This window comes from Brevibacillus sp. MER 51 (genome assembly GCF_023714195.1).
Lineage (GTDB): Bacteria > Bacillota > Bacilli > Brevibacillales > Brevibacillaceae > Brevibacillus.
On sequence record NZ_JAMAUS010000010.1, the window covers coordinates 63405 to 84321 of the forward strand.

Sequence of the window (20917 nt, forward strand, 5' to 3'; positions counted from 1 at the left end):
TTTTTCCCCCGTTAGCCAACCTCATCGCGCTTCCGGTCATCGATAGAAAGGCTACTTTCCATGTTTCCTTCATGAATGTCATTTTACTTCTAGGCAGGAGATGCGTATGGATTTATTAACGTACAGTCCACTTATTGCAACCAAACTTCATGTTCCGAAGTATGGTTCGGACTTGTTACTTCGGCGTCAGATATTGAAAGAAATCGATGAAGCGGGCGCCGCAAGATTGATTCTCGTGTGCGCACCAGCCGGCTTCGGTAAAACGACAGCAGTCAGTCAATGGACGCAAAATTCCGGCAAACCGACCGGTTGGATCTCCCTGGATGAATCAGATAATGATCCCGTGCGCTTTTGGCGATATTTTGCCAGAGCAATTGATATGGCAGAGGAAGGCTCGGGCAAAGAATCTTCCTCGGTGCTTCACCCACAGTACACGGCTTCTGCTGAGCAGTTGATGTCTGTGCTGCTCGAGGAAATTGCGGGGTTTGATCGTGACTTTTATCTGGTATTGGACGATTACCACCTCATAAAGGAGCCTTCCATCCATGAAGGATTGCAGACACTGATCCAGCATGCTTCCTTGTATATGCATGTCGTCCTGATTACGCGGGAGGAACCTCCTTTTGCCCTACACCGTCTACGTGTTCGGAAACAGTTGAAGCAACTGGGCTCAGACACTCTTCGGTTCAATGAGGAGGAGTGCCGGCGCTTATTCCGCGAGCAACTGGGTCTGAGTTTGTCAGAACAAGCCATTGGCTTGCTGAGCAAACGAACGGAGGGATGGGTGGCCGGTTTGCAGTTAGCAGCCTTGTCTATGCAAGGAAAGCCCGAAGCATCAAAGGTCATTCATCAATTTTCCGGTAATGACAAGTATGTCGGGGACTATTTGACGGAAGAAGTATTGAAACGACTTCCAGAAAAGGTGCAGATGTTTTTGTTGAAAACGTCCATACTGCCGCGTCTGACAGGAGATCTATGTGCAGCCGTTACCGGAGAGCCGGACGCTCACGACATCCTTCGTATGCTGGAGAGGACGAATTCATTTGTTATCGCACTTGATGGCGTAAATGAGTGGTATCGTTATCACCATTTGTTCGCAGAACTTCTGCTTTCCCACGTAAGGAAAACATATAACGAACTGCTTCCTGCCCTACATATCTCTGCAAGCTGTTGGTTTGAAAGTCACGGGTGGATCATGGAGGCGACCGAGCATGCGTTTCTCGGAAAAGATTGGAACCGGGCGAGCCGTTTGATCGTCACACATGCACCGTGGATGTTGAAACAGTACGAAAATATTACACTGCGCAGATGGATGAAATACTTTGATGCGTCCTGGCTGGAAAGCAACCCCGAGCTGTGCATTGCTTTTGCCTGGCTGCATGCTGTGTCCAATGAAATTGATCAGGCGGAAATCCTCCTTCAATTGGCTGACGAAGCAACACGGATCAATCATGGGAGCTATGACGACTGTAGAGTAGAAATGTGTGTGCTTCGGGGTTACATCGAAGTGATGCGGGGAAATGTAGACCTTTCCCTCAAATATATGGAAGAATCGGTTCACATGAAGCCCAAATTCAGCCGCTACTTCATCGTCGGCATTGAACTGAATTCGGATGAGCCATACGTCCTGCGCAGTCGTGTGGCCTTGAGCGGGTATTTGTCCAACGTGAATGAATACTATCCAAAACTAAGGGCCATCTGGAAGCACAGTGGTCTTGGTATATTGGCCTATGGTTCTATTGTTTTGGGTGAGCTTTATTATGAGCAAAATGATTTTGAGCAGCTGAAATATTTCGTACCGCGTGCGATACAATTAGGCACAATCTCTTTGAACTTTGGTGTATTGGTCCCGGTTTATCTGACTTTGGCTCGATGGAGAAAAGCAGAGCATCGTAGCCAGGAGATGTGGCTAGCCATGGAGGAAATCACTTCGCTATGCCGCCAGCATGATGCGCCTCCTCATTGGATGGCTTTTGTAGAAACGTTCCGCGTCCGATTATGGATCGAAGAAAATCGACGGGAAGAAATAGAAAAATGGGCCGAGCCCTATACCAAAATGAATGTAGATATTATCGCTTCCCGGCATGAATTTGAGAGAATGACGTTGGCCCGGGTATACATCTATTTAAAAAACGACAGTGCAGCCATCATGCTGCTAACCAGCTTAAAGCACGAGGCGGAAATAAAGGATCGGCTCGGGAGTCGGATTGAAGCCTTTCTTCTCCTCAGTCAAGCTTACATGATCCAAAAACAGCAGCATGAAGCGATAGAGTGTATGCGCATGGCGGTGACGTTAGCCGCGCCAGAAGGCTATGTCCGCACTTTTTTGGATGAGGGTCCCGGTGTTGCCAAAATGCTTTATTCGCTCTATAAAAGCAAAAACGTATCCAAGCAAGAGATGGTTTATCTTTCGATGCTGCTCAAAAGCGTGGAGAAGGAATTTCCTACGCTTGATATTCAAATCCGGGTATCCCCTTCCTTGGAAAAATTGACGGAAAGAGAATCGGAAGTACTGGCACTAATTGGTGAAGGGTTGTCCAACTCGGAGATTGCGGACAAGCTGCATCTCACACTAGGGACGGTAAAAGGGCATGTGCATCAGATTTTTAGCAAGCTCCAGGTAAAAAATCGTGCACAAGCAATCGTCAGATTAAGAGAAAGTGAGCTCGACCATTAGAATCCCCCCGCCGATACGGAGGCCACTGGAAAAGTCCACTCTTTCAAGATCAACAAAATAACGAAAGAAAAACGAGTCTATAGAATCGATTCTAAGGCTCGTTTTGTATGTTTTCAGTGGCCTAAGTTATTTGTTTTCTTTGGAAATCCATCTCATGTACACACAACGGTCACATCAGCCATCTATACTCATCTTGTAAAACCAAGGTTGGCGGTCATGGAATGGTGACGGTGAGAAACGGATTCGTAAATTTCACGATAAATTGGTAATCTATGCAATAAATGCACAACCACGAGTAAGGAGAGCGGAAATGAAACGGAAAGTGTTACTCGTAGAGGACGACGAGCTCATACGTGAATTTGTATCGGATTATTTTAAAAAAGAAGCTTGGGAAGTGTACGAAGCGCAGCACGGTAAAATGGCGATGGAGCTTTTCGCGCTGCACTCTGTCGATTTAGTTGTGTTAGATATCATGATGCCCGAGATGGATGGCTGGTCGGTGTGCAGAAAAATCCGCCAACAATCCGACATTCCCATCATGATCATTACAGCAAGAGTAGACGACGATGACCAGTTGATGGGTTTTGAGCTTGGCGCAGACGAATATGTCACCAAACCGTTTAGCCCAAAAGTATTAGTGGCCCGTGCCAAAGCTCTGATGAAAAGAGCAGAGGGGAGCATCGGGAGGGGAGATGATATCGCTCAGTTTGGAGCATTGACAGTAAACAAACGAGCTCACACCGTTATGGTTGCAGGCGTCCCGATTTCATTGACACCAAAAGAGTACGAGTTGCTTCTGTTCTTCATCAAGCATGAAGGGACGGTCTTGTCCCGAGATAGCATATTGGATGGGGTTTGGGGGATGGACTACTTTGGCGACCATCGCACCGTTGATACCCACGTGAAAAAACTGCGTGCCAAGCTGGACACAGAGCAGCATCTGATTCAGACGATGATCCGTTTTGGATATAAGTTTGAGGCAAAGCGATGAGACGAGTTCGACTAAACGTTGTGACAAAATTATTTGCCGCCACTTTTGTTTTTGTCTTTTTGCTCTACGCTTTGATATTGATAGGGGAAAAGTTTTTCTTTGAACGCTTTTATTTACATGCGAAAGTAAGCGAGCTCTCGCAAGCAATGGCATCTTTCCCAGATGAGTACGCCAAACTCCCTCCCGACAAGCACAAGCTGGATAAGCTGGTGGGTACATTGATGAATCGCACAGATGCCAGCATCGCGATCGTAGATGAGCAGCTCGGGCAATTGAATCTCACTCCCTATTTTCTGGAAATAAAAGCAGCAAATAAAAATCAAGCGATTACCTTACCGCTAAAAGAAATGGAAAGAACCGATCTCCCTGAAGGACTCCATGTTGGAGACACGATTACCATCGACGGAATCTACATGGATGAGAACAATACGATCATGAAGCCGATACGGATTGCAAGGCAAAGTCCATCCACAAATGTGCCCGAAAATGGACTGACCCGGGTTACGGCTGTTATTTCTGAACTCATGCTGCCTAGTCAGCAGCGGGCACATAACCCTTTTTATCAGGATTCTCTCGTAGCGGATCAAATCGGCCCATGGCTGACGGAGCAACACGACGAGATTACACAGATGAAAAGCGGATCATTCATCCAGCGGAAGTGGACTGATCCGTGGAGTGGTGTAAACTATGCCATCGTGATTCATCGATTCTCCTATCTGGGCGGGGCGAATTACATACTGGCGGTGACGACGTTGCAACCAGTGAGCGATGCGGTAAGTATGCTGACCAGCTATTCCCTATACGCGACGCCAGTCATCCTCGTCATCTTACTGCTGCTGTCCTTTGTCTTTTCGAAGATCATCACGAAACCATTAGTTATGCTGAGTCATTCCGCTTCACGCATGGCTAATCTGGACTTCACAGAACTTGCTTCGATTCATTCTCAGGATGAATTCGGTGAGCTCTCTCGCCATCTGAATACGTTAGCTGGCAAGCTGGATCAGACATTAAAAGACCTGAAGAGTGCCAATGTCACTCTTCGCGAGGATCTTGAGCATAAGGAAAAAATGGAGCAGCTTCGCAAAGAATTGATTGCAAACATCTCTCATGAACTGAAGACCCCCCTTGGCATTGTGAAGGGCTTTGCGGAAGGGTTAAAAGATGATGTCGCACATGAAAAGCGGGAGCGATACATGGACGTCATTTTAAGCGAAGTCGACAAGATGAACGAACTCATCATGGATATGCTGGAGTTGTCCAAATTCGAAGCCAAAGCCATTTTGCTTCGTAGACAATCGTTTCCTATATCGGAAATCGTAGATCGCGTAGCCGCTTCCTTTCAACTACAGCTGGCAAACAAGCAGGTACGACTATCGCTCGCCTTACCTGAAGAAGAGATCAACGTATGGGCAGATCCAAGACGTATCGAGCAAGTGATCGTGAATTTGCTCGGCAATGCAGTCAGGCACGCCAATCCATCAAGTGAGATTCGGATTACCGGGGCCCGCGAGCGGGAGTGCATCCGGTTTCGAATTGAAAATGAAGGAGCGCACATCCCAGACGATCAACTAACGCGGATATGGGAGCAATTTTATCGAGTAGATAGCTCTCGCTGGCGGAAATCTGGCGGCACGGGTCTCGGATTGGCGATCTGTAAACATATCCTCGATCTGCATGACAGTGATTATGGTGCAGAAAATACCGTGAATGGAGTCGCTTTTTCCTTCACGTTGATTGAAAATGAAAACAAAGGTGGAAATGACAATGAATTTGAAAAAGAATAAAATGAAAAGCTTACTGGCTGTATTGGTTCTATCACTCGTTACTAGTGCTTGTGGCACACCGCTTCCTTCAGAATCGACTGGTCAAGTACCGCCGCAAGTTCCTCAGGAAAACAAAGAAAACAAGGAGAAACAACCGGAGAACGTTGCACAAGACATGGCCGAAGAACAGCAGGAAAAAGAAATTCTCGTCGTGGTCGACCAGGAACCGAAACCCATCGAGGGGAATAGCTTCGATTTCTTTATCGAACAGCGACCTGCCGGCTATTCATTAGCTAGCATGCAGTGGAAGTCTGAGAAAGCTGACATCGTAACCACGACAGAGCAAGCGATCAAAAACGACACGGAAGGTAACCCTGGTGAGAATCGCTTTGTCATCGGTGGTAGCATGCCGTTATCCAGTTTCTACTACAAAGATGAGTTGAAGGGGGAAAAGGGGAAATTGATCTTGGTCTTTAAAAATGAGCAAGGCAATGAAAAGACATGGGAGAAGGAGCTAACCCTTAAATAACGCCCGATCAATGGGAACGGGACTGACCACCTGTTTATAGGACAGGGATCAAAATACCTTACAAAGTTTAAGCAGCCAGTCGTCGGAATTCAACCGGCGACTGGTTGTTTCGATTGGGAAGAAAACAATCACGAAAAGACATAACTTTAGTTAGTATTTTTTGCAAAAGACTGTTGTTAACATATTTTTGTTTCACCTAGATGTTTTGCTGGGGGAGTGTGTCGACAGTAGGGGGAGTTGAAATGAAGAAGAAAGGAGGACAACGTTATTCATGAAAAGAATAATCGCTCGTTTGTTGGTATTCACTTTGTTGTTTGCAATCGTTCAACCTGCGTTTCTTCAAGAAAAAGTGAAAGCAGCCGATCTTCCAGATGTGATTAGAGTAGAGGCAGACAAGTTCGTGGATGCGTCTGGTGCCTATCCTGACGGCCTGGATTATCAGGGTGTTCCGAATACGCTGATCGTCGGGTATGCGCGAGACAATGCTGGGGATTATGGAGCTGCGAATGCTGCCCTGCGTTTTGACCTGAGCGGCGTGAAAAGTGAGAGGAAAATCGAGTCTGCTGCCCTGAAAATTTATGTGCATAAGGTAGAAGCAACAGGCGGAGATATGCCTTTCATTGATCTATGGGGCTCGTTTGATGACAGCTGGAACGATGATTCTGCGGCTGTGCTGCCCTCGTTTCATGAAAGAATCATAACAAATGAGTTTATTCCTACTAATTTCACAGGGTGGAAATCGTTTGATGTAACCAGCTTTGTCAAGACCAATATTGTAGACAAAAAAGCTACCTTTGTTTTAAGAGGTAGACAAACAGCGCCACCTGTTCCTCTGTTGTATCAGCCACAAATCATTTTTTACGACAAAAGAAATTTCAGCTATGCTTCTCAGCTAGAAATCACTTATGTTCCTAACACTCCACCAACCGATATCCTCTTATCGTCCAATTCGATTCCCGAGAACAATCAAATAGGAGCGGTAGTTGGTACGCTTTTGGCAGAAGATCCTGATCAAGGAGACACCGTTGCGTTCAGTATTCAAAACCCTACGGTTCCATTTACAGTTGAGGGAGATCAACTGAAGGCGACGGAGAAGTTTGATTTTGAAACGAAGTCGACTTACGCTGTACCGATCACTGCAACAGACTCGGCTGGCAATATATTCACCAAGGTGATAACTATCCAGGTGGTCGACGTAAATGAACCACCTACGACAGCGACGGTTACCATCAATGGCGGTGCTGCCGTTACGAATTCATCAAATGTAACGCTCACCATGACCCATGATGATCCCGACGCGGCCAAGCCCGAGTACCGTTTGGCGAACGTAGAAGGTGGTCCTTGGAGCGAATGGAAAACATTTGAGACGTCTGTTACATGGAGCTTCCAGACAGGAGAAGGGGCCAAAACGGTCTTCATGGAGCTGCGTGACGGAACGGGAACTGTCCTGCAAGCGCAGGATAGCATTTTGCTGGATATAACACCACCGACAGGAACCATTGAGATCAATAACGGGAACGTAGCCACTTCATCAGAAAAGGTAGAGCTTACCATTCAGGGAAGTGATGCGAATGGCCCGGTAGAACTGATGCTGTCGAATGATAACAGCTTTACAGGCAGTTGGATGCCTGTCCCGGCCAACAACAAGCTGGAATGGAACTTGGCTAGTGGAGACGGACAAAAAACAGTCTATGCGAAGTTCCGTGATGGTGCAGGGAATTTGTATTATACATCTGATACCATCGTGTTGGACAAAACGCCACCTGTTGTGACGGGGGTTGCGAATGGCGGCGTTTATAAGTCCGATGTCACGCCTGTTTTCAATGAAGGCACAGCGACATTGAATGGCATTCCTTTTACCAGTGGCACGAAGTTGAGTGCAGAGGATAAGTACACGCTGGTAGTAACGGATATGGCAGGTAATACGACTACACTGAATTTTATCCTGGATAAAACGCCACCTGCCGGAAGTCTTTCCATTAATAATGGAGCCTCTCATGCGAATTCCCAGGATGTCACTTTGCAAATCACTGCTACTGACGCAACAAGCACAGTGAAAATGAAGTTTTCCAACGATAACATCACCTGGAGTACGCCAGAACCTGTTGCTACAAACAAGGCTTGGAGACTGACAAATGGAGATGGACCGAAAACGGTCTATGTGCAGTTGGTCGACGAAGCTGGCAACACGAAGGATATGCAAGCTAACATTACGCTCGACACAGTCGCACCTTCTGTAACCGGTGTAGAGAATAACAAGCTGTACAATCAGAGTGTCAAGATCAACTTCAACGAAGGCACAGCAACCTTGAATGGGAAGGTCATTGCTGACGGAGAAACCGTCAATGATGATGGTGCCTATACGCTGACTGTCACAGACGAAGCGGGCAATGTGACTACGCTTCAGTTTTCCATCGATCAGACGAAGCCGTTAGGTAGTCTCAAGATCAATGGGGACGCCAATTATACCAATACACTTGCGACTACATTACAAATTGACGTTACCGATTTCAGCAATGAACTACAGATGCGCTTTTCCCATGATCCGAGCGATCCAGCCAATTGGACTGCTTGGGAAACGCTGACCACAACAAAGGCGTGGAACTTGCTGACGGGGGACGGAACCAAGTCGGTTTCCATGGAAGTAAAGGACAAAGCAGGGAATATAGCCAGCTTTACCGATGAGATCACACTCGATATGACCAGCCCTACGGGGGCTTTTGAGATCAATCAAGGTCAATCGTATACCAACACGAGCAAGGTTACGTTGAGTGTGGAGTCGGCTGATACTCATGGTGTGGAAATGCGCTTGTCGAATGACAACCTGACTTGGAGCGATTGGAAAACAGCGCCGACAAAAGGCGACGTTCCATGGGAACTGAGCGGTGGTGATGGAACCAAAACGGTCTATCTCGAGCTGAGAGATCCGGCAGGAAACCAAGTGGCCCTTCAAAAGCAAATCACGCTGGATTCCACTGGACCAGTCGTCACAGGAGTCGCCCAGGACGGTGTCTATGCGAGCGACGTAACGATTACCTTCAGCGAGGGAACAGCATTACTGAACGGCAATCCGTTTACGAGCGGTTCGGTCGTCACTGCGGAAGGATCGTATGAGTTGGTCGTCACAGATGATGCGCAAAATCGCACGACGATTCGTTTCACGCTGGATAAAACACCACCGGCTGGAACGCTCAGCATTGATAACGGAGCCGAATTTGCGAAAACAGAAGACGTTACACTGCAACTCAATGCGTCGGGAAATCCAGACGACATCGAAATGGCGATCGCTAACGCCGATGACAATTCGGGTACGTGGGAGCGTTTCGCGGAGTCAAAAGCATGGAAGCTGGCTGATGGCAGTACAAACGGCACCAAAACGGTCTATGTCAAGCTGAGGGACAAAGCGGGGAATGTCACAAAGCTAAGTGATACGATTGAACTCGATGTGGTGGCGCCGACTGGATCCATCGCGATCAATAACGAAGACAATTCCACCAAGTCTCGTGATGTTACGCTCACCATCACAGCAAACGACAGTACGAGTGATGTACAAATCCGCTTTGCCAATGGTGACAACGACTGGAGCGATTGGGAGGCAGTAACTGCGACCAAAGCATGGCAGCTGAAGTCCGGTGATGGAACCAAGACGGTCGAAATGCAGATCGCAGACAGGGCAGGGCACATCACAACCGTGTCCGATACGATTGAGCTGGATGCAGATGCGCCCGTTGTTTCTGGAGTTGAGGACAAAGGCATTTACAAAGATGACGTGACAATCACATTCAACGAAGGAACCGCGACGTTGAACGGTGCTCGGTTTGCAAGTGGCGACCGGGTAACAAGTGAAGGCAAGCATGAACTGCGGGTCCTCGATGCTTCTGGAAACGAAACCAAGATCACGTTTACTTTGGATAAAACCGCACCGACAGGAACCTTCGTCATCAACAATGATGATCGTCTAACGTACTCCACCAGTGTGAGACTGCATGTTACTGCTTCGGATAATTTGGGAGATGTCGAGATGCGTATCTCCAATGACCAAGGCAAGTGGAGCAGCTGGGAAAAAGTGACGGAAACAGTACCGTGGAGCTTAACGTATGGCAATGGGATGAAAAAAGTTTTGATCCAGCTTCGCGACCAGGCAGGAAACACCGTCGAACTGGATGATTCCATTGAGCTATACGTAAATAATGTGCCAAATCCGCCAACAGGAGAGCCGGTCATCGGAGTTGAGCTGGAGGAAGAGGAGTTAACGCTGCGTGTGGGTGATACAGAAAGCCTTCGAGCTACTGTAAAACCAACAAATGCTACCAACAAACGAGTCAAGTGGGAAAGCAGCGACTCTGAGATCGTCGAGGTAAATGAGGAAGGCAAGATCAAGGCTGTAGCTCCTGGAACTGCGACGATTACAGTGACGACCGTGGACGGGAACAAAACCGATTCGGTGGAGGTCACCGTTAAGGGAATACCTACCTTCCAGTTGGAAACAAACGAACCGTCCTTCTGGATGAAGCCGAGAGTAACCACAACCTTACGAGTTTATAAGGTAGAAGGCAAAAAACGCAAGGATATCACGAGAGACAAAAATGTTGAATACGACACGGAAAACGGGTTGGTTACCGTCAAGCAGGGTCGCATTACGGCAGGCAAAGAAGAGGGAGAAGTCATCGTTACCGTTCGCTATATGGGCGAGGAACTGGAGATACCGGTGACGGTTTCTAAGAAAACGATTCGTTCGTTGACGACTTCCTTCAAGGATTTGGTGCTGGAGATCGATGAGGAGAAGCAGCTAACGCTGACAGCCGTTTTCAATGACAAGAACACGGAAGAGGTGACAGAGAAAGCGACTTGGTCCTCTAGCGACGATGAGGTCATCGAAGTAACAAAAGAGGGAAAAGTGACAGCGCTGGCTGAAGGGAAGGCTGTCATTACTGCGAAATACGGCGGTAAAAAAGTAACCAATCGCGTGCTCGTCGTAGAGGAAAAGAAAGTGAAGGATTTGCGGGTATCCCGTTCTTCACTGCGCTTGAAGGCAGACAATTCTGGAGAGATCGTCCTGTATGCGGTCTATGAAAATAGATACGAGGAGATCGTCACCAAAGATGCGGAATGGACAGTGGAAGATCCTGAGATTGCGACTGTAGAAAATGGTGTCGTGACCGCACTGGAAGCTGGTAAAACAACCATTACAGTGGAATACGGCGGAGAGACCATTACAATTCACATTACAGTCAGGTAAATGAAAAGGGGCTGTTCGATCTACCGTGGAGGGCAGCCCCTTTTCCATTCTGTTTTAAAAGGTGAAGAAAGATGGAAAATGCACTCATTGCTTTTGCAAGTAGCATCCTGATTGGGGCAATTTTTTTCGGGATCTTATGGTGGGAAGGCTCGTGGTTCAGTCTTCGGTTTACGAAGTGGTACTTTGGTATTTTGTTGGCCGTGTCGTTGGGCGTAGGTGTGTATAACTTTTCCTAGAAATGTATGAGACATTTTTCCTTTTTTGGTGTTAGGTAAGCTGTGAAACGAACCTAGCACAAGGGAGAAAAAATGTCTTATCTTTTTTTGCCTGTATAAATTTCCTAATTATAGTTTCCGATCGAGTGGAGACGACTCTACATTGGTTTATTTACCGCAAAATTCAGATATTTTATAATATCGTTAATATCTGTACCGCTTTCCTAACCAACTACTTATAACCGAGGCAAATACAGAGCAAGTGATAGATGCGCAATGTACCGAAATACAATCCCGTCTTCATCGTATTATGTAAGTGAGAAAATTTTAAATCCTCTCGAAATCAGAAAGAGCAGTTTTCTTTTGCAGCCAGAGTTGGAGTCGATGATGGCCACAGGCTATGATCTGGAAAACACTCCGATATCCTGCAGAAACGATATCCATTTAATTGGGGGGCCTCTATGAGCATGATAAAGACGAGTTCCATTCGTAATTTTCCTCAAAAAACAGACGTAGGAATCGGAGCAGCTAACGGTACTTTTGGGGAGCTTCTGCAGGGTATTCTAGGGGAAAATAATCGGGATTTTCTAGTGACGTTGCCTATAAAAAATGCATCCTATGCTACCTTTTATTCGATTCCAGCCTTACAAGAGATCGTCATCGTACCTCGTTCCAAGCAAAAATCAAAAAAACTCGTAGAAAAAATACTCAAGCATTATGGCTTTCCGGCAGGCGGAATATTGGAGATCAATTCGGAACTCCCAGTAGGAAAAGGAATGGCAAGCTCATCAGCCGATTTGGTGGCTGCTGCAAGAGCGGTAGAAAATTGTTTTCATATAAAAATGGAGCCTACTTTATTGGAGTTGTTTTTATCGACGATAGAGCCGACTGACGGAGTCATGTATGAAGGGGCTGTTGCTTACTACCATAAGGAGGTCAAGCTACGAGAGTATATTGGGGAGCTCCCGCCCTTGTGTATTGTCAGCATTGATGAGGGGGGAACAATCGATACGGTTGAGTTTAACAAGCAAACAAAACCGTTTACGCATGAGGAAAAGAAGGAATACAATCTCTTGCTAGAAAAAATTACGAAAGCAATCAGAGAAAGGGATGTCCACACGATAGGTGCCGTGTCGACCAGAAGTGCGATTTTGAATCAAAAAATTCTGCCCAAGAAACTGTTGCCGAAAGTGATGGAGATCAACGAGAAAATGGGAGGGTTAGGTACTGTTGTGGCACACAGTGGGACCAGCCTCGGTATTTTATTGTTGAAAGAAGAACCTGACTTCCACCAAAAGCTGGAACTGGGGTATAGATGGTTAAGTGAATGGAATAAAGAAGTGTACGTGTACCATACGTAGCGCTACTTAATCTTTTCGCAATTTGTCTTGAATATGGGAGATGGCGTGTATCGATTAGCGCTTATTTAGCTAATGAAGGTGTTGACGGAAAGTCTTTTGTTAATGTCAGTTTTATTGGCAGCGGAGGACCATTCCATGATCATATTCGGATTGTTCGTGGGCGTTTTTGTTGATCGAGGAAATAAAAAGAGGATCATGGTCGTTTCGCATTTATTGAGAGCTGCGCTGATTTTATCCATCGTCCTGTTATTCTTGTTTAACATGCTGCATCCTGAAGCGGCCCGCAAGCTGGGCAAAGAGGCTGCCATTCTCATGCCGAGTGGAACGATGGCCAATCTGGCATCCTTAATGGCGCATTGCCCTCGCGGCTCCAAAGTATGGAGCGGGTATTTCCGTTGGAGCCAGAAGATCCACAATTCGCATTGCCTTCCTTGATCTGCCTGGAAAACCCGCATAATCGGATGGGGGACGTGTCCTGCCGCTGAGATTGCGCGTTATGCCGATTCCGTGCAAATATGTCTGTCGAAAGGGTTGTCAGCACCGATTGGTTCCCTTGTCGTCGGAACAGAAGACTTTATTCAGAAAGTGTATCGTCTGCGCAAAATGCTGGGTGGCGGTATGCGTCAGGCAGGGATTATTGCAGCGCCAGGTTTGGTTGCCTTGCAGCAAATGACGGATCGATTGGCAGTCGATCACGAAAACGCCCTTCGCTTGGCACGTGGTCTGGCGGAGATTCCAGGAATCGTGACTCATGTGGAAGATGTAGAGACCAATATTGTGTTCTTCCGGATTGAACACCCAGTCCATACGTGGCAGACCTTCATAGAAGCAGCGCAAGCACATGGGGTGCACGTAGCGGAGCTCGGTCACGGCAGAATTCGAGCGGTCACTCATTCCGGTATTGAGACAGCGGATATCGACAAGGCGCTAAGCATCATACGTGAACTGTTGCAGTTCCAAACAGTATAGGGCAGACTCGCTCCCCCTTCAGTGGAAGGGGGATTTATTATTAAGGTTTATAAAGGAATATAAAATGATCTGATTTTTTCAAATCTTTTAAAGGGAAAATATTTTCAAATAACAGAAAATTATTTAATATTAAAAAGACAGGCCTTGGGATGTATTGCCCATTATGGAAAAGGCTTGAAAACATGTGAAAGAGGGGGAAATGATTTGAAAAAAGGGAAAGGTTGGTTGAAGCCGTTGGCGTTGCTCTCTTTAACCGGCGCGCTGTTGGTCGGTTGCTCAAGCGGGAACAACGCTTCGCCAGGAACTACAACACCAGCACCAGCAAAAAAACCGGTGGAGCAGGTAGCTCCTCAGGCGACCAGTACGGATGATGAGAAACCAATAGACGGTGGAACGTTCACGCATTCTACCACGTCTGACATCGTCACGATCAATCCGATTTTCGGAAATGACACGGCATCCGGCGACGTTATGGAGTACACCCAAGCGTATTTGTACAATCGGAACCCGTCTTTTGATTTAGCGGTTTACCCTTGGTCCCTTGCAGCTGAGCTGCCAAAAGTAAGCGAAGATGGCTTAACCTACACAATCAAGATGAAAAATAATGCGAAATGGTCGGATGGAACGCCAATCACGGCTGATGACTTGATTTATACCATTAATGCAATCAAAGCTCCTGAGACAGGCGCACCAGGAATAACGAAATACGATAAAGTCAAAGAAATGAAAAAACTCGATGATTACACAGTAGAAATCAAATTGACTCAATTGTACGCTCCATTTGCTTTTGGATTAATGCAGCAGTTGGCACCAGCCCACGTGTTGAAAGACGTACCGTTTAAAGAATTGCAAGCACATTCTTACGGAAAAGATCCAGCCAAGACACCAACTTCCGGGCCGTTCAAATGGTCAGAGTGGAAACAAAAGGAATTCCATGTGCTAGATGCTAACCCAGATTACTGGGGGGAAAAGAAGCCGCATATCCAAAAGGTTGTGTACAAAATCTATGCGGATCAAAACACACAAGTACAGGCTTTGATGAAAGGCGACGTTGACTTGGTAGATTCCATTCCTGTCACGCAGCTCGAAGCGGTGAAGGCGAAAGGAACGATCAACATTTCGACGGAGCCAGGTCCTAGCTATGAATACTTTGCCTTCAACTTCGACAAGAAGAACTTCCCGAACAACTACGGGTTGTTTGAAGGTCAAAAAACGCGTCAGGCCATTGCCCACGCAATCAATCGTCAAGGTATTATCGATAATATCTTGAAAGGAACCGGAAAAATTATGGATGCACCGTTCCTGCCAGGTACATGGGCAGACCCGGGCGATGCAGCAGTCCATTACGAATATAGTGCAGAGAAAGCAAAACAATTGCTGAAAGAAGACGGATGGGTAGCCGGGGCAGATGGAATTCTTGCCAAAGACGGCAATCGTTTCTCCTTTGAATTCATTTTCAACTCGGGGAACAGTCGTCGTGAACAGGCAGCAGTCGTTATTCAACAAAACCTGAAAGAGGTCGGAATTGAAGCGAAGCCAAAGGCATTAGACTTCTCGGCTCTTGTCGATCAGTATGCCAACCCTGGTAAATTCCAGGTTCTGTTACTCGGATGGCAATTGTCTGATCCAGACCCGGATGGCATTTCTACTTTCGGGAAAAAGGCATTCCCGCCTGGCAACAACGCTGGCTGGTACGACAATCCGAAACTGGATGCGCTCTGGGAAAAAGCTGTATCCACGGTTAAACAAGAGGAGCGCGCAGCGATCTATAAAGAAGTCGGAAAAGAAATCTCGACGAATCTGCCATACGTATTCATGTATCAGTACGGAACGCCACGAGGCATGACTTCTCGCGTCAAGTATAAGGATGAGTTTAAACCAGTATCCATGATTCCATATGGGGAGACCTTTGGCTTCCTGAACTGGTGGATCGACGATACCAAAAAATAAGCTCGGCTGGTAGCGGTTAGCAATAGGAAAAGGGGGAAGGGCAGCCTTGTTGTCCCTTCCCCTTTCAAACGAAAGGAGGATGCTGATTGGCTGAATATTTAGTACGCCGCGTACTACAAGCCGTGCTTGTTTTATTTTTGATCACAGTGGTTTCGTTCGGACTCATGCATGCAGCACCCGGAGGACCGCTAAAAGTTATGCTCTCACCGGGAATGTCTCCTGAATCACAGCTCATCCAGATGAAAAATATGGGGTTGGATCAGCCAGTCTATATTCAATACATGAAATGGGTCGGTAATTTGCTGCAAGGAGATTTGGGCCATACCTTTAAAAATAACGTTCCTGTTGGTGATATTTTGTGGCCGACGGTCTGGAATACGTTTGTGCTCATGTCTGTAGCGTGGGGGCTTTCCATGCTGATCGCCATCCCGTGGGGAATCTACAACAGCACAAAGCAATACGGTCTGTCTGACCAGATCGCCTCCATCGTTGCCTATCTCGGATTCGCGATGCCGACCTTCTGGTTTGGGATTATGCTACAACAGTATTTCGCGATGCAGTTGAATCTGCTCCCACTATCTGACATGTACACGATGGGAAAAGAAGGACAGGTAAGCGACCTCATTTTGCACTTGATTCTACCTGTTACAGTGTTAACACTGGTGAACATCGCAGCCTATGTCAAATATACGCGCGCCAGTATGCTGGAGGTTTTGGAGCAGGACTATATTCGGACGGCGCGTGCCAAAGGAATGAAGGAAAGACGCGTGATTTTCCGCCATGCTCTGCGGAACGCATTGATCCCTGTCGTGACGATAATCGGATTGGATTTGCCGACTCTGGTAGCAGGCGCAGCATTGACAGAGAGTGTATTTAACTGGCCAGGCATGGGCCGTCTGTTTGTCGAAATGGCTGTAGCCCGTGAGTATTCTGTGCTGATGTCGATCACGTTGCTGATTTCACTGATGGTGATTATCGGAAACCTGCTCGCCGATTTAATCTACGCACTGGTTGATCCACGAGTGCAGCTTGGACGCAAAGGAGGCAGGGCAGCATGAGTCAAGTACAGCTTCAAGATGACACTGTTGTTGAAACGAATCGACCGGGTGGACAGCTTCCAACAAACCCTGCTGGCGAAAAGCCTCCTGGGCTATGGACAACTGCGGGCAGAAAATTCATGCGCAATCCGTATGCTGTTAGTGGCTTGATCGTGCTCCTGTTTTTTATTGGGATTGCTGTGTTTGCCGATTGGGTTGCACCGCATGATCCGGCAAAGGTTGATTTTATGATTACCAACCTACCTCCTGGAACAGAAGGGCATGTGCTCGGAACGGACGAGCTCGGTCGTGATATTTTGTCCCGCCTCATTCATAGCAGCCGGGTGTCTATGCTGGTCGGCTTCAGCGTTGCTTTTGCTGCGGTCGTCATCGGGACGCTGATTGGGGCCATTTCTGGTTATTTTGGCGGCTGGATTGATACCTGCTTCATGCGTCTCGTGGACGTGATGAATTCCATTCCGAGTCTGTTTTTTAACATTCTGGTTTTGGCTCTCTTCGGAGCGGAATTTGTCTATATGATCCTGATTTTGTCGCTGACGAGCTGGACAAGTGTGGCACGCCTAGTGCGCGGGCAGTTCTTGCAGCTACGGGAAATGCAGTATGTGGAAGCGGCGAGAGCGATCGGCGTATCACACTGGGGCATTATTACGCGTCACCTGGTACGCAATGCAATGGCCCCGATTATTGTGTACGCGACTCTCATGGTTGGTTCGGCCATTCTGTCAGAGTCCGGTCTCTCTTATTTAGGCTTGGGAATTCAACCGCCAGAAACAAGCTGGGGATTAATGTTGAGCAAGGCACAGGAATTCATGCTGGTAGATCCTTTGCAAGCACTTTATCCCGGTCTTTGTATTTTGCTCGTAGTGCTAGCGGTTAACTTCGTCGGAGACGGTATCCGCGATGCATTTGACCCACGGAAGAAAAAGAAGAACCCGAAAAGGAGGCTGAACAAGTGGAACGCAACATCCTCGAAATAAAAAATTTGACCACTTGCTTCTTTACGGATGACGGCACGGTCAAGGCCACGGATCGAGTGAGCATCAACGTTGGCAAAGGACAGACGGTGTGCTTGGTAGGGGAATCCGGCAGTGGAAAGAGTGTGACGTCACTTGCAGTCATGCGACTGATTGATTATGCGGGCGGATTTATTCAGAGTGGGAATGTCATGTTTCACGGACAGGATCTGGCGGCAAAGGATTTGGATGAAATGATGGACATTCGCGGAAACAAAATTGCGATGATCTTCCAAGACCCGATGTCGGCTCTCAATCCGGTATTTACGGTAGGCGATCAAATTGCGGAGAGCTTGATGCTGCATCAAAATATGAACCAGACAGATGCGTTCAAAAAAGCGATCGAGATGCTTCGTCTGGTTGGTATTCCGGCGCCAGAAGTACGAGTGAAACAGTACCCGCATGAAATGTCTGGAGGGATGTGCCAGCGTGTTGTCATCGCGATGGCCTTGGCCTGCAACCCGGAAATGCTGATAGCAGACGAGCCAACTACTGCTCTTGATGTAACGGTTCAGGCGCAAATTTTGGATTTGCTCAGACGGCTGCAAAAGGAATTGGGCATGTCGATTTTGCTGATCACCCATGACATGGGGGTAGCAGCAGAGATGGCGGATCGTATCGCGGTTATGTATGCAGGAACGATTGTGGAGGAGGGAACGGTCGAACGGATATTTGACGAGCCCCGGCATCCTTACACGATTGGCTTGCTGCAGTCCATTCCCGGATTTGAAGGGGAGCGCGGCGGAGAATTGTACACCATCCAAGGCACCATCCCGAGCATTACCCAATTGCCGACGGGCTGCCGTTTTCACCCGCGTTGTCCGCATGCGATTGACAAATGCCGAAAAGAGGAACCAATTTTGCGCGAGGTTGTTACGGGACAACAAGTGGCTTGCTGGTTGAACGAAGATGTCAGCAATCACTTCAGAATAAATCAGCGTGCAAATTCAGTCGCTGGAAGCAAAGCAGAGGTGAACCGCCAATGAACCGGGAATATTTGATCGAAGCCAAACATATCAAAAAGTATTTTCCAATTAAGGCGGGCTTATTGAGCCGTGTCGTTGGTCATGTAAAAGCCGTAGATGATGTGTCTTTCGGAATTCGGGCAGGGGAGACATTTGGGCTCGTAGGAGAATCCGGTTGCGGGAAGTCGACACTGGGGCGTGTCGTGTTAAATTTGCAAAGGGCGACGAGCGGAGAAGTGCTGTTTGACGGAACCAATATCCATCAGGTGAACAGACAAGAGAATTTGAAGCTGAGACGGGATATGCAGATTATTTTTCAAGACCCGTTTGGTTCGTTGAATCCACGATTTTTGGTAAGCGATATTATTGGAGAGCCGTTGCGGGTTCATCTGCGCGCATCTGCAAAGGAAATGGATGAACGGGTAGTCGAGCTGATGAGTCTGGTGGGCCTCGATCCTTCGAGACGGAATCGGTATCCGCATGAGTTTTCCGGCGGACAGCGGCAACGGATCGGGATTGCGCGGTCGATTGCACTCTCACCACGGTTTATTGTGGCGGACGAAGCTGTTTCTGCGCTGGACGTGTCCGTACAGTCACAGGTTTTGAACCTGATGATGAAATTACAAAAAGAGATGGGGCTGACCTATCTATTTATCGCGCATGGTCTGAATGTGGTACGCCATATTTCTGATCGGGTAGGCGTGATGTACTTGGGGAAAATGGTGGAGATTGCACGAACGGATGACTTGTTTGCACAGCCACTGCATCCGTATACAGCGGCATTGTTGTCGGCGATTCCGAAGCCTACTCCGCATCGGCGACAAGAGCGGATCGTCCTGCAAGGGGATGTACCATCTCCGGCCAATCCGCCGTCAGGTTGTCGTTTTCATCCTCGTTGTCCAATGGCGCAGGAGAGATGCAGCAAGGAGATTCCCGAGCTGATAGGGGTTGGGCAGGATCGGCAGGTCGCGTGTCATTTCCCTTTAGCATAGAGAGAAAGAGCCACCTATGACGGGTGGCTTCTTAGTTTTTCCGGACAATCCAAATTAAGGTAGACAAAACGAATTCGTTTTGGTACATATAAATCAGTGTTGCCGGATGTACTTTATTAGGCCATGAACGGGAGCGATGCATGGTGCAACATAAAGGGAAATGGATGATCACCATTGCGATGACAGTATGCCTGATTGTAGTTCTTGGCTTTGGTAATCAGCAAACAATGGCGACTGCGCCAACAAAAAAACCAATGATAAACGTTTTTGGCAGCGATCCTGTCAATATCAATTCACACCGAAGCTTTGTCGCCGTTCAAGGAGAGTGGATTTTTTATAACAACGATGGCTTATACAAAATCAAAAAGGATGGAAGCTCTCTTCAAAAGTTGAGCAGTGATTGGGCCCATAATCTGAATGTTGTAGGTGACTGGATTTACTATACGCGCAATAAGCCCTTGAAAGAAATCTATCAGCTTGAGATGCCCAATTACGAGATCAGTTATACGTATGAAGATACGATGGAGCTCTTTAAAATAAAGACAGATGGCAGTTCGAAAACAGTTATCAAAAGTGGTAGTCTTACTGAAGGGGACCCCAATAACGTACACCGATTGTACGTGGTGGAAGATTTCATCTTTTTTTACGATGAACAAGATATATTCAAAGTGAAGATAGGCGAAAACAAAGTGGAAAAGGTAACCCTAAAGGCGAAGTAAGGATAAAAAAAGCCACCCCAGGCGGGTGGCTTTAATGTTATGGGCTAATTCTCGGGGGACTTTTTCTCTCCCGCTTTTTGTACATGAGCACGGAGCCAAACATGAATATAGAGGCTTGTGAAGAGATTCATAGACAACGACGAGAATGGGAATAGCTACTAACTGTGGGTAATCAGCCATCCAACATAAACCAATCCATGCGAAAGTCACAATCAAGAACACGAGCATATACTGATACGGTATCTTCACTTTCTTCTCCAGGCCGCCATTCAGTTTGAAGGCGAGAACGCCAAGCATGAAAAAACCATTCAACCGCATTCGTGACCAGAGGTAATAAGCCAGTGGCATGGGATGGTTCGAGGTAGGGCAAGTCTACTTGATCTATCGAAAATCCGCGCGATGGCAATGATGTAGGAAAGAATGGTTTCATTCTTCGCTCTTATTGAATTCATTCTGACTAACTCCTTTTCGCTTGG

13 protein-coding genes and 2 pseudogenes are annotated in these 20917 nt (G+C 47.2%); 14 read left to right on the forward strand and 1 reads right to left on the reverse strand.

All coding sequences use genetic code 11. The features are described from left to right. The first annotated feature begins 106 nt into the window (after positions 1–106). The 14 genes and pseudogenes from M3630_RS30985 (at position 107) to M3630_RS20745 (ending at position 20441) form a co-directional block, all read left to right on the forward strand. Positions 107–2677 carry a winged helix-turn-helix domain-containing protein gene (locus tag M3630_RS30985; protein WP_285861609.1) on the forward strand — a complete coding sequence of 857 codons (2571 nt, stop codon included), beginning with the start codon at positions 107–109 and terminating at the stop codon, positions 2675–2677. A gap of 310 nt (positions 2678–2987) precedes the next feature. Next, a complete protein-coding gene (locus tag M3630_RS20685; protein WP_251253336.1) occupies positions 2988–3668 on the forward strand; it encodes a response regulator transcription factor in 681 nt (226 codons plus the stop codon). Continuing rightward, positions 3665–5452 carry a sensor histidine kinase gene (locus M3630_RS20690; protein ID WP_251253337.1) on the forward strand — a complete coding sequence of 596 codons (1788 nt, stop codon included), beginning with the start codon at positions 3665–3667 and terminating at the stop codon, positions 5450–5452. The genes M3630_RS20685 and M3630_RS20690 overlap by 4 nt, the downstream gene beginning before the upstream one ends. Beyond that, positions 5433–5960 (forward strand): hypothetical protein, encoded by a 528-nt coding sequence (locus M3630_RS20695; protein WP_251253338.1) that lies wholly within the window; start codon positions 5433–5435, stop codon positions 5958–5960. The genes M3630_RS20690 and M3630_RS20695 overlap by 20 nt, the downstream gene beginning before the upstream one ends. 271 nt (positions 5961–6231) lie before the next feature. Beyond that, entirely contained in the window at positions 6232–11199 is a 4968-nt protein-coding gene (locus M3630_RS20700) for an Ig-like domain-containing protein (RefSeq protein WP_251253339.1), read from the forward strand. A gap of 71 nt (positions 11200–11270) precedes the next feature. Beyond that, the gene (locus tag M3630_RS20705) at positions 11271–11435 is read left to right on the forward strand and encodes a hypothetical protein (RefSeq protein ID WP_251253340.1); all 165 of its coding nucleotides are present in this window, start codon (positions 11271–11273) and stop codon (positions 11433–11435) included. Positions 11436–11875: 440 nt separating this feature from the next. Next, the gene (locus M3630_RS20710) at positions 11876–12775 is read left to right on the forward strand and encodes a GHMP family kinase ATP-binding protein (RefSeq protein ID WP_251253341.1); all 900 of its coding nucleotides are present in this window, start codon (positions 11876–11878) and stop codon (positions 12773–12775) included. A 264-nt stretch (positions 12776–13039) separates the two neighbouring features. After that, a pseudogene (locus M3630_RS20715) lies at positions 13040–13744 on the forward strand (beta-eliminating lyase-related protein); the annotation flags it as partial. Between the two features lie 204 nt (positions 13745–13948). After that, entirely contained in the window at positions 13949–15694 is a 1746-nt protein-coding gene (locus tag M3630_RS20720; protein ID WP_173611106.1) for a peptide-binding protein, read from the forward strand. An 86-nt stretch (positions 15695–15780) separates the two neighbouring features. Next, positions 15781–16752: an ABC transporter permease gene (locus tag M3630_RS20725; protein WP_173611107.1), complete on the forward strand. Its 972-nt coding sequence runs from the start codon at positions 15781–15783 to the stop codon at positions 16750–16752. Then, entirely contained in the window at positions 16749–17729 is a 981-nt protein-coding gene (locus tag M3630_RS20730; protein ID WP_173611108.1) for an ABC transporter permease, read from the forward strand. Before M3630_RS20725 ends, M3630_RS20730 begins: the two co-directional genes overlap by 4 nt. Continuing rightward, positions 17705–18751 carry an ABC transporter ATP-binding protein gene (locus M3630_RS20735; protein WP_221868286.1) on the forward strand — a complete coding sequence of 349 codons (1047 nt, stop codon included), beginning with the start codon at positions 17705–17707 and terminating at the stop codon, positions 18749–18751. Before M3630_RS20730 ends, M3630_RS20735 begins: the two co-directional genes overlap by 25 nt. Further along, complete coding sequence (locus M3630_RS20740) at positions 18748–19722, forward strand: ABC transporter ATP-binding protein (protein ID WP_251253342.1); 975 nt, start codon at positions 18748–18750, stop codon at positions 19720–19722. The genes M3630_RS20735 and M3630_RS20740 overlap by 4 nt, the downstream gene beginning before the upstream one ends. A 140-nt stretch (positions 19723–19862) precedes the next feature. Continuing rightward, positions 19863–20441 (forward strand): DUF5050 domain-containing protein, encoded by a 579-nt coding sequence (locus M3630_RS20745; protein WP_251253343.1) that lies wholly within the window; start codon positions 19863–19865, stop codon positions 20439–20441. Positions 20442–20543: 102 nt separating this feature from the next. Here M3630_RS20745 and M3630_RS20750 read toward each other — a convergent pair. Then, positions 20544–20835, reverse strand: a pseudogene (locus M3630_RS20750) (hypothetical protein); the annotation flags it as partial. Positions 20836–20917: the final 82 nt, after the last annotated feature.

Excerpts from the sequence above, each read along its gene's own strand:
- M3630_RS20710 (WP_251253341.1), top strand. The coding sequence starts at position 11,876 with ATGAGCATGATAAAGACGAGTTCCATTCGTAATTTTCCTCAAAAAACA.
- M3630_RS20700 (WP_251253339.1), top strand. The coding sequence starts at position 6,232 with ATGAAAAGAATAATCGCTCGTTTGTTGGTATTCACTTTGTTGTTTGCA.
- M3630_RS20745 (WP_251253343.1), top strand. The coding sequence starts at position 19,863 with ATGGTGCAACATAAAGGGAAATGGATGATCACCATTGCGATGACAGTA.
- M3630_RS20740 (WP_251253342.1), top strand. The coding sequence starts at position 18,748 with ATGAACCGGGAATATTTGATCGAAGCCAAACATATCAAAAAGTATTTT.
- M3630_RS30985 (WP_285861609.1), top strand. The coding sequence starts at position 107 with ATGGATTTATTAACGTACAGTCCACTTATTGCAACCAAACTTCATGTT.
- M3630_RS20685 (WP_251253336.1), top strand. The coding sequence starts at position 2,988 with ATGAAACGGAAAGTGTTACTCGTAGAGGACGACGAGCTCATACGTGAA.
- M3630_RS20690 (WP_251253337.1), top strand. The coding sequence starts at position 3,665 with ATGAGACGAGTTCGACTAAACGTTGTGACAAAATTATTTGCCGCCACT.
- M3630_RS20695 (WP_251253338.1), top strand. The coding sequence starts at position 5,433 with ATGAATTTGAAAAAGAATAAAATGAAAAGCTTACTGGCTGTATTGGTT.
- M3630_RS20730 (WP_173611108.1), top strand. The coding sequence starts at position 16,749 with ATGAGTCAAGTACAGCTTCAAGATGACACTGTTGTTGAAACGAATCGA.
- M3630_RS20705 (WP_251253340.1), top strand. The coding sequence starts at position 11,271 with ATGGAAAATGCACTCATTGCTTTTGCAAGTAGCATCCTGATTGGGGCA.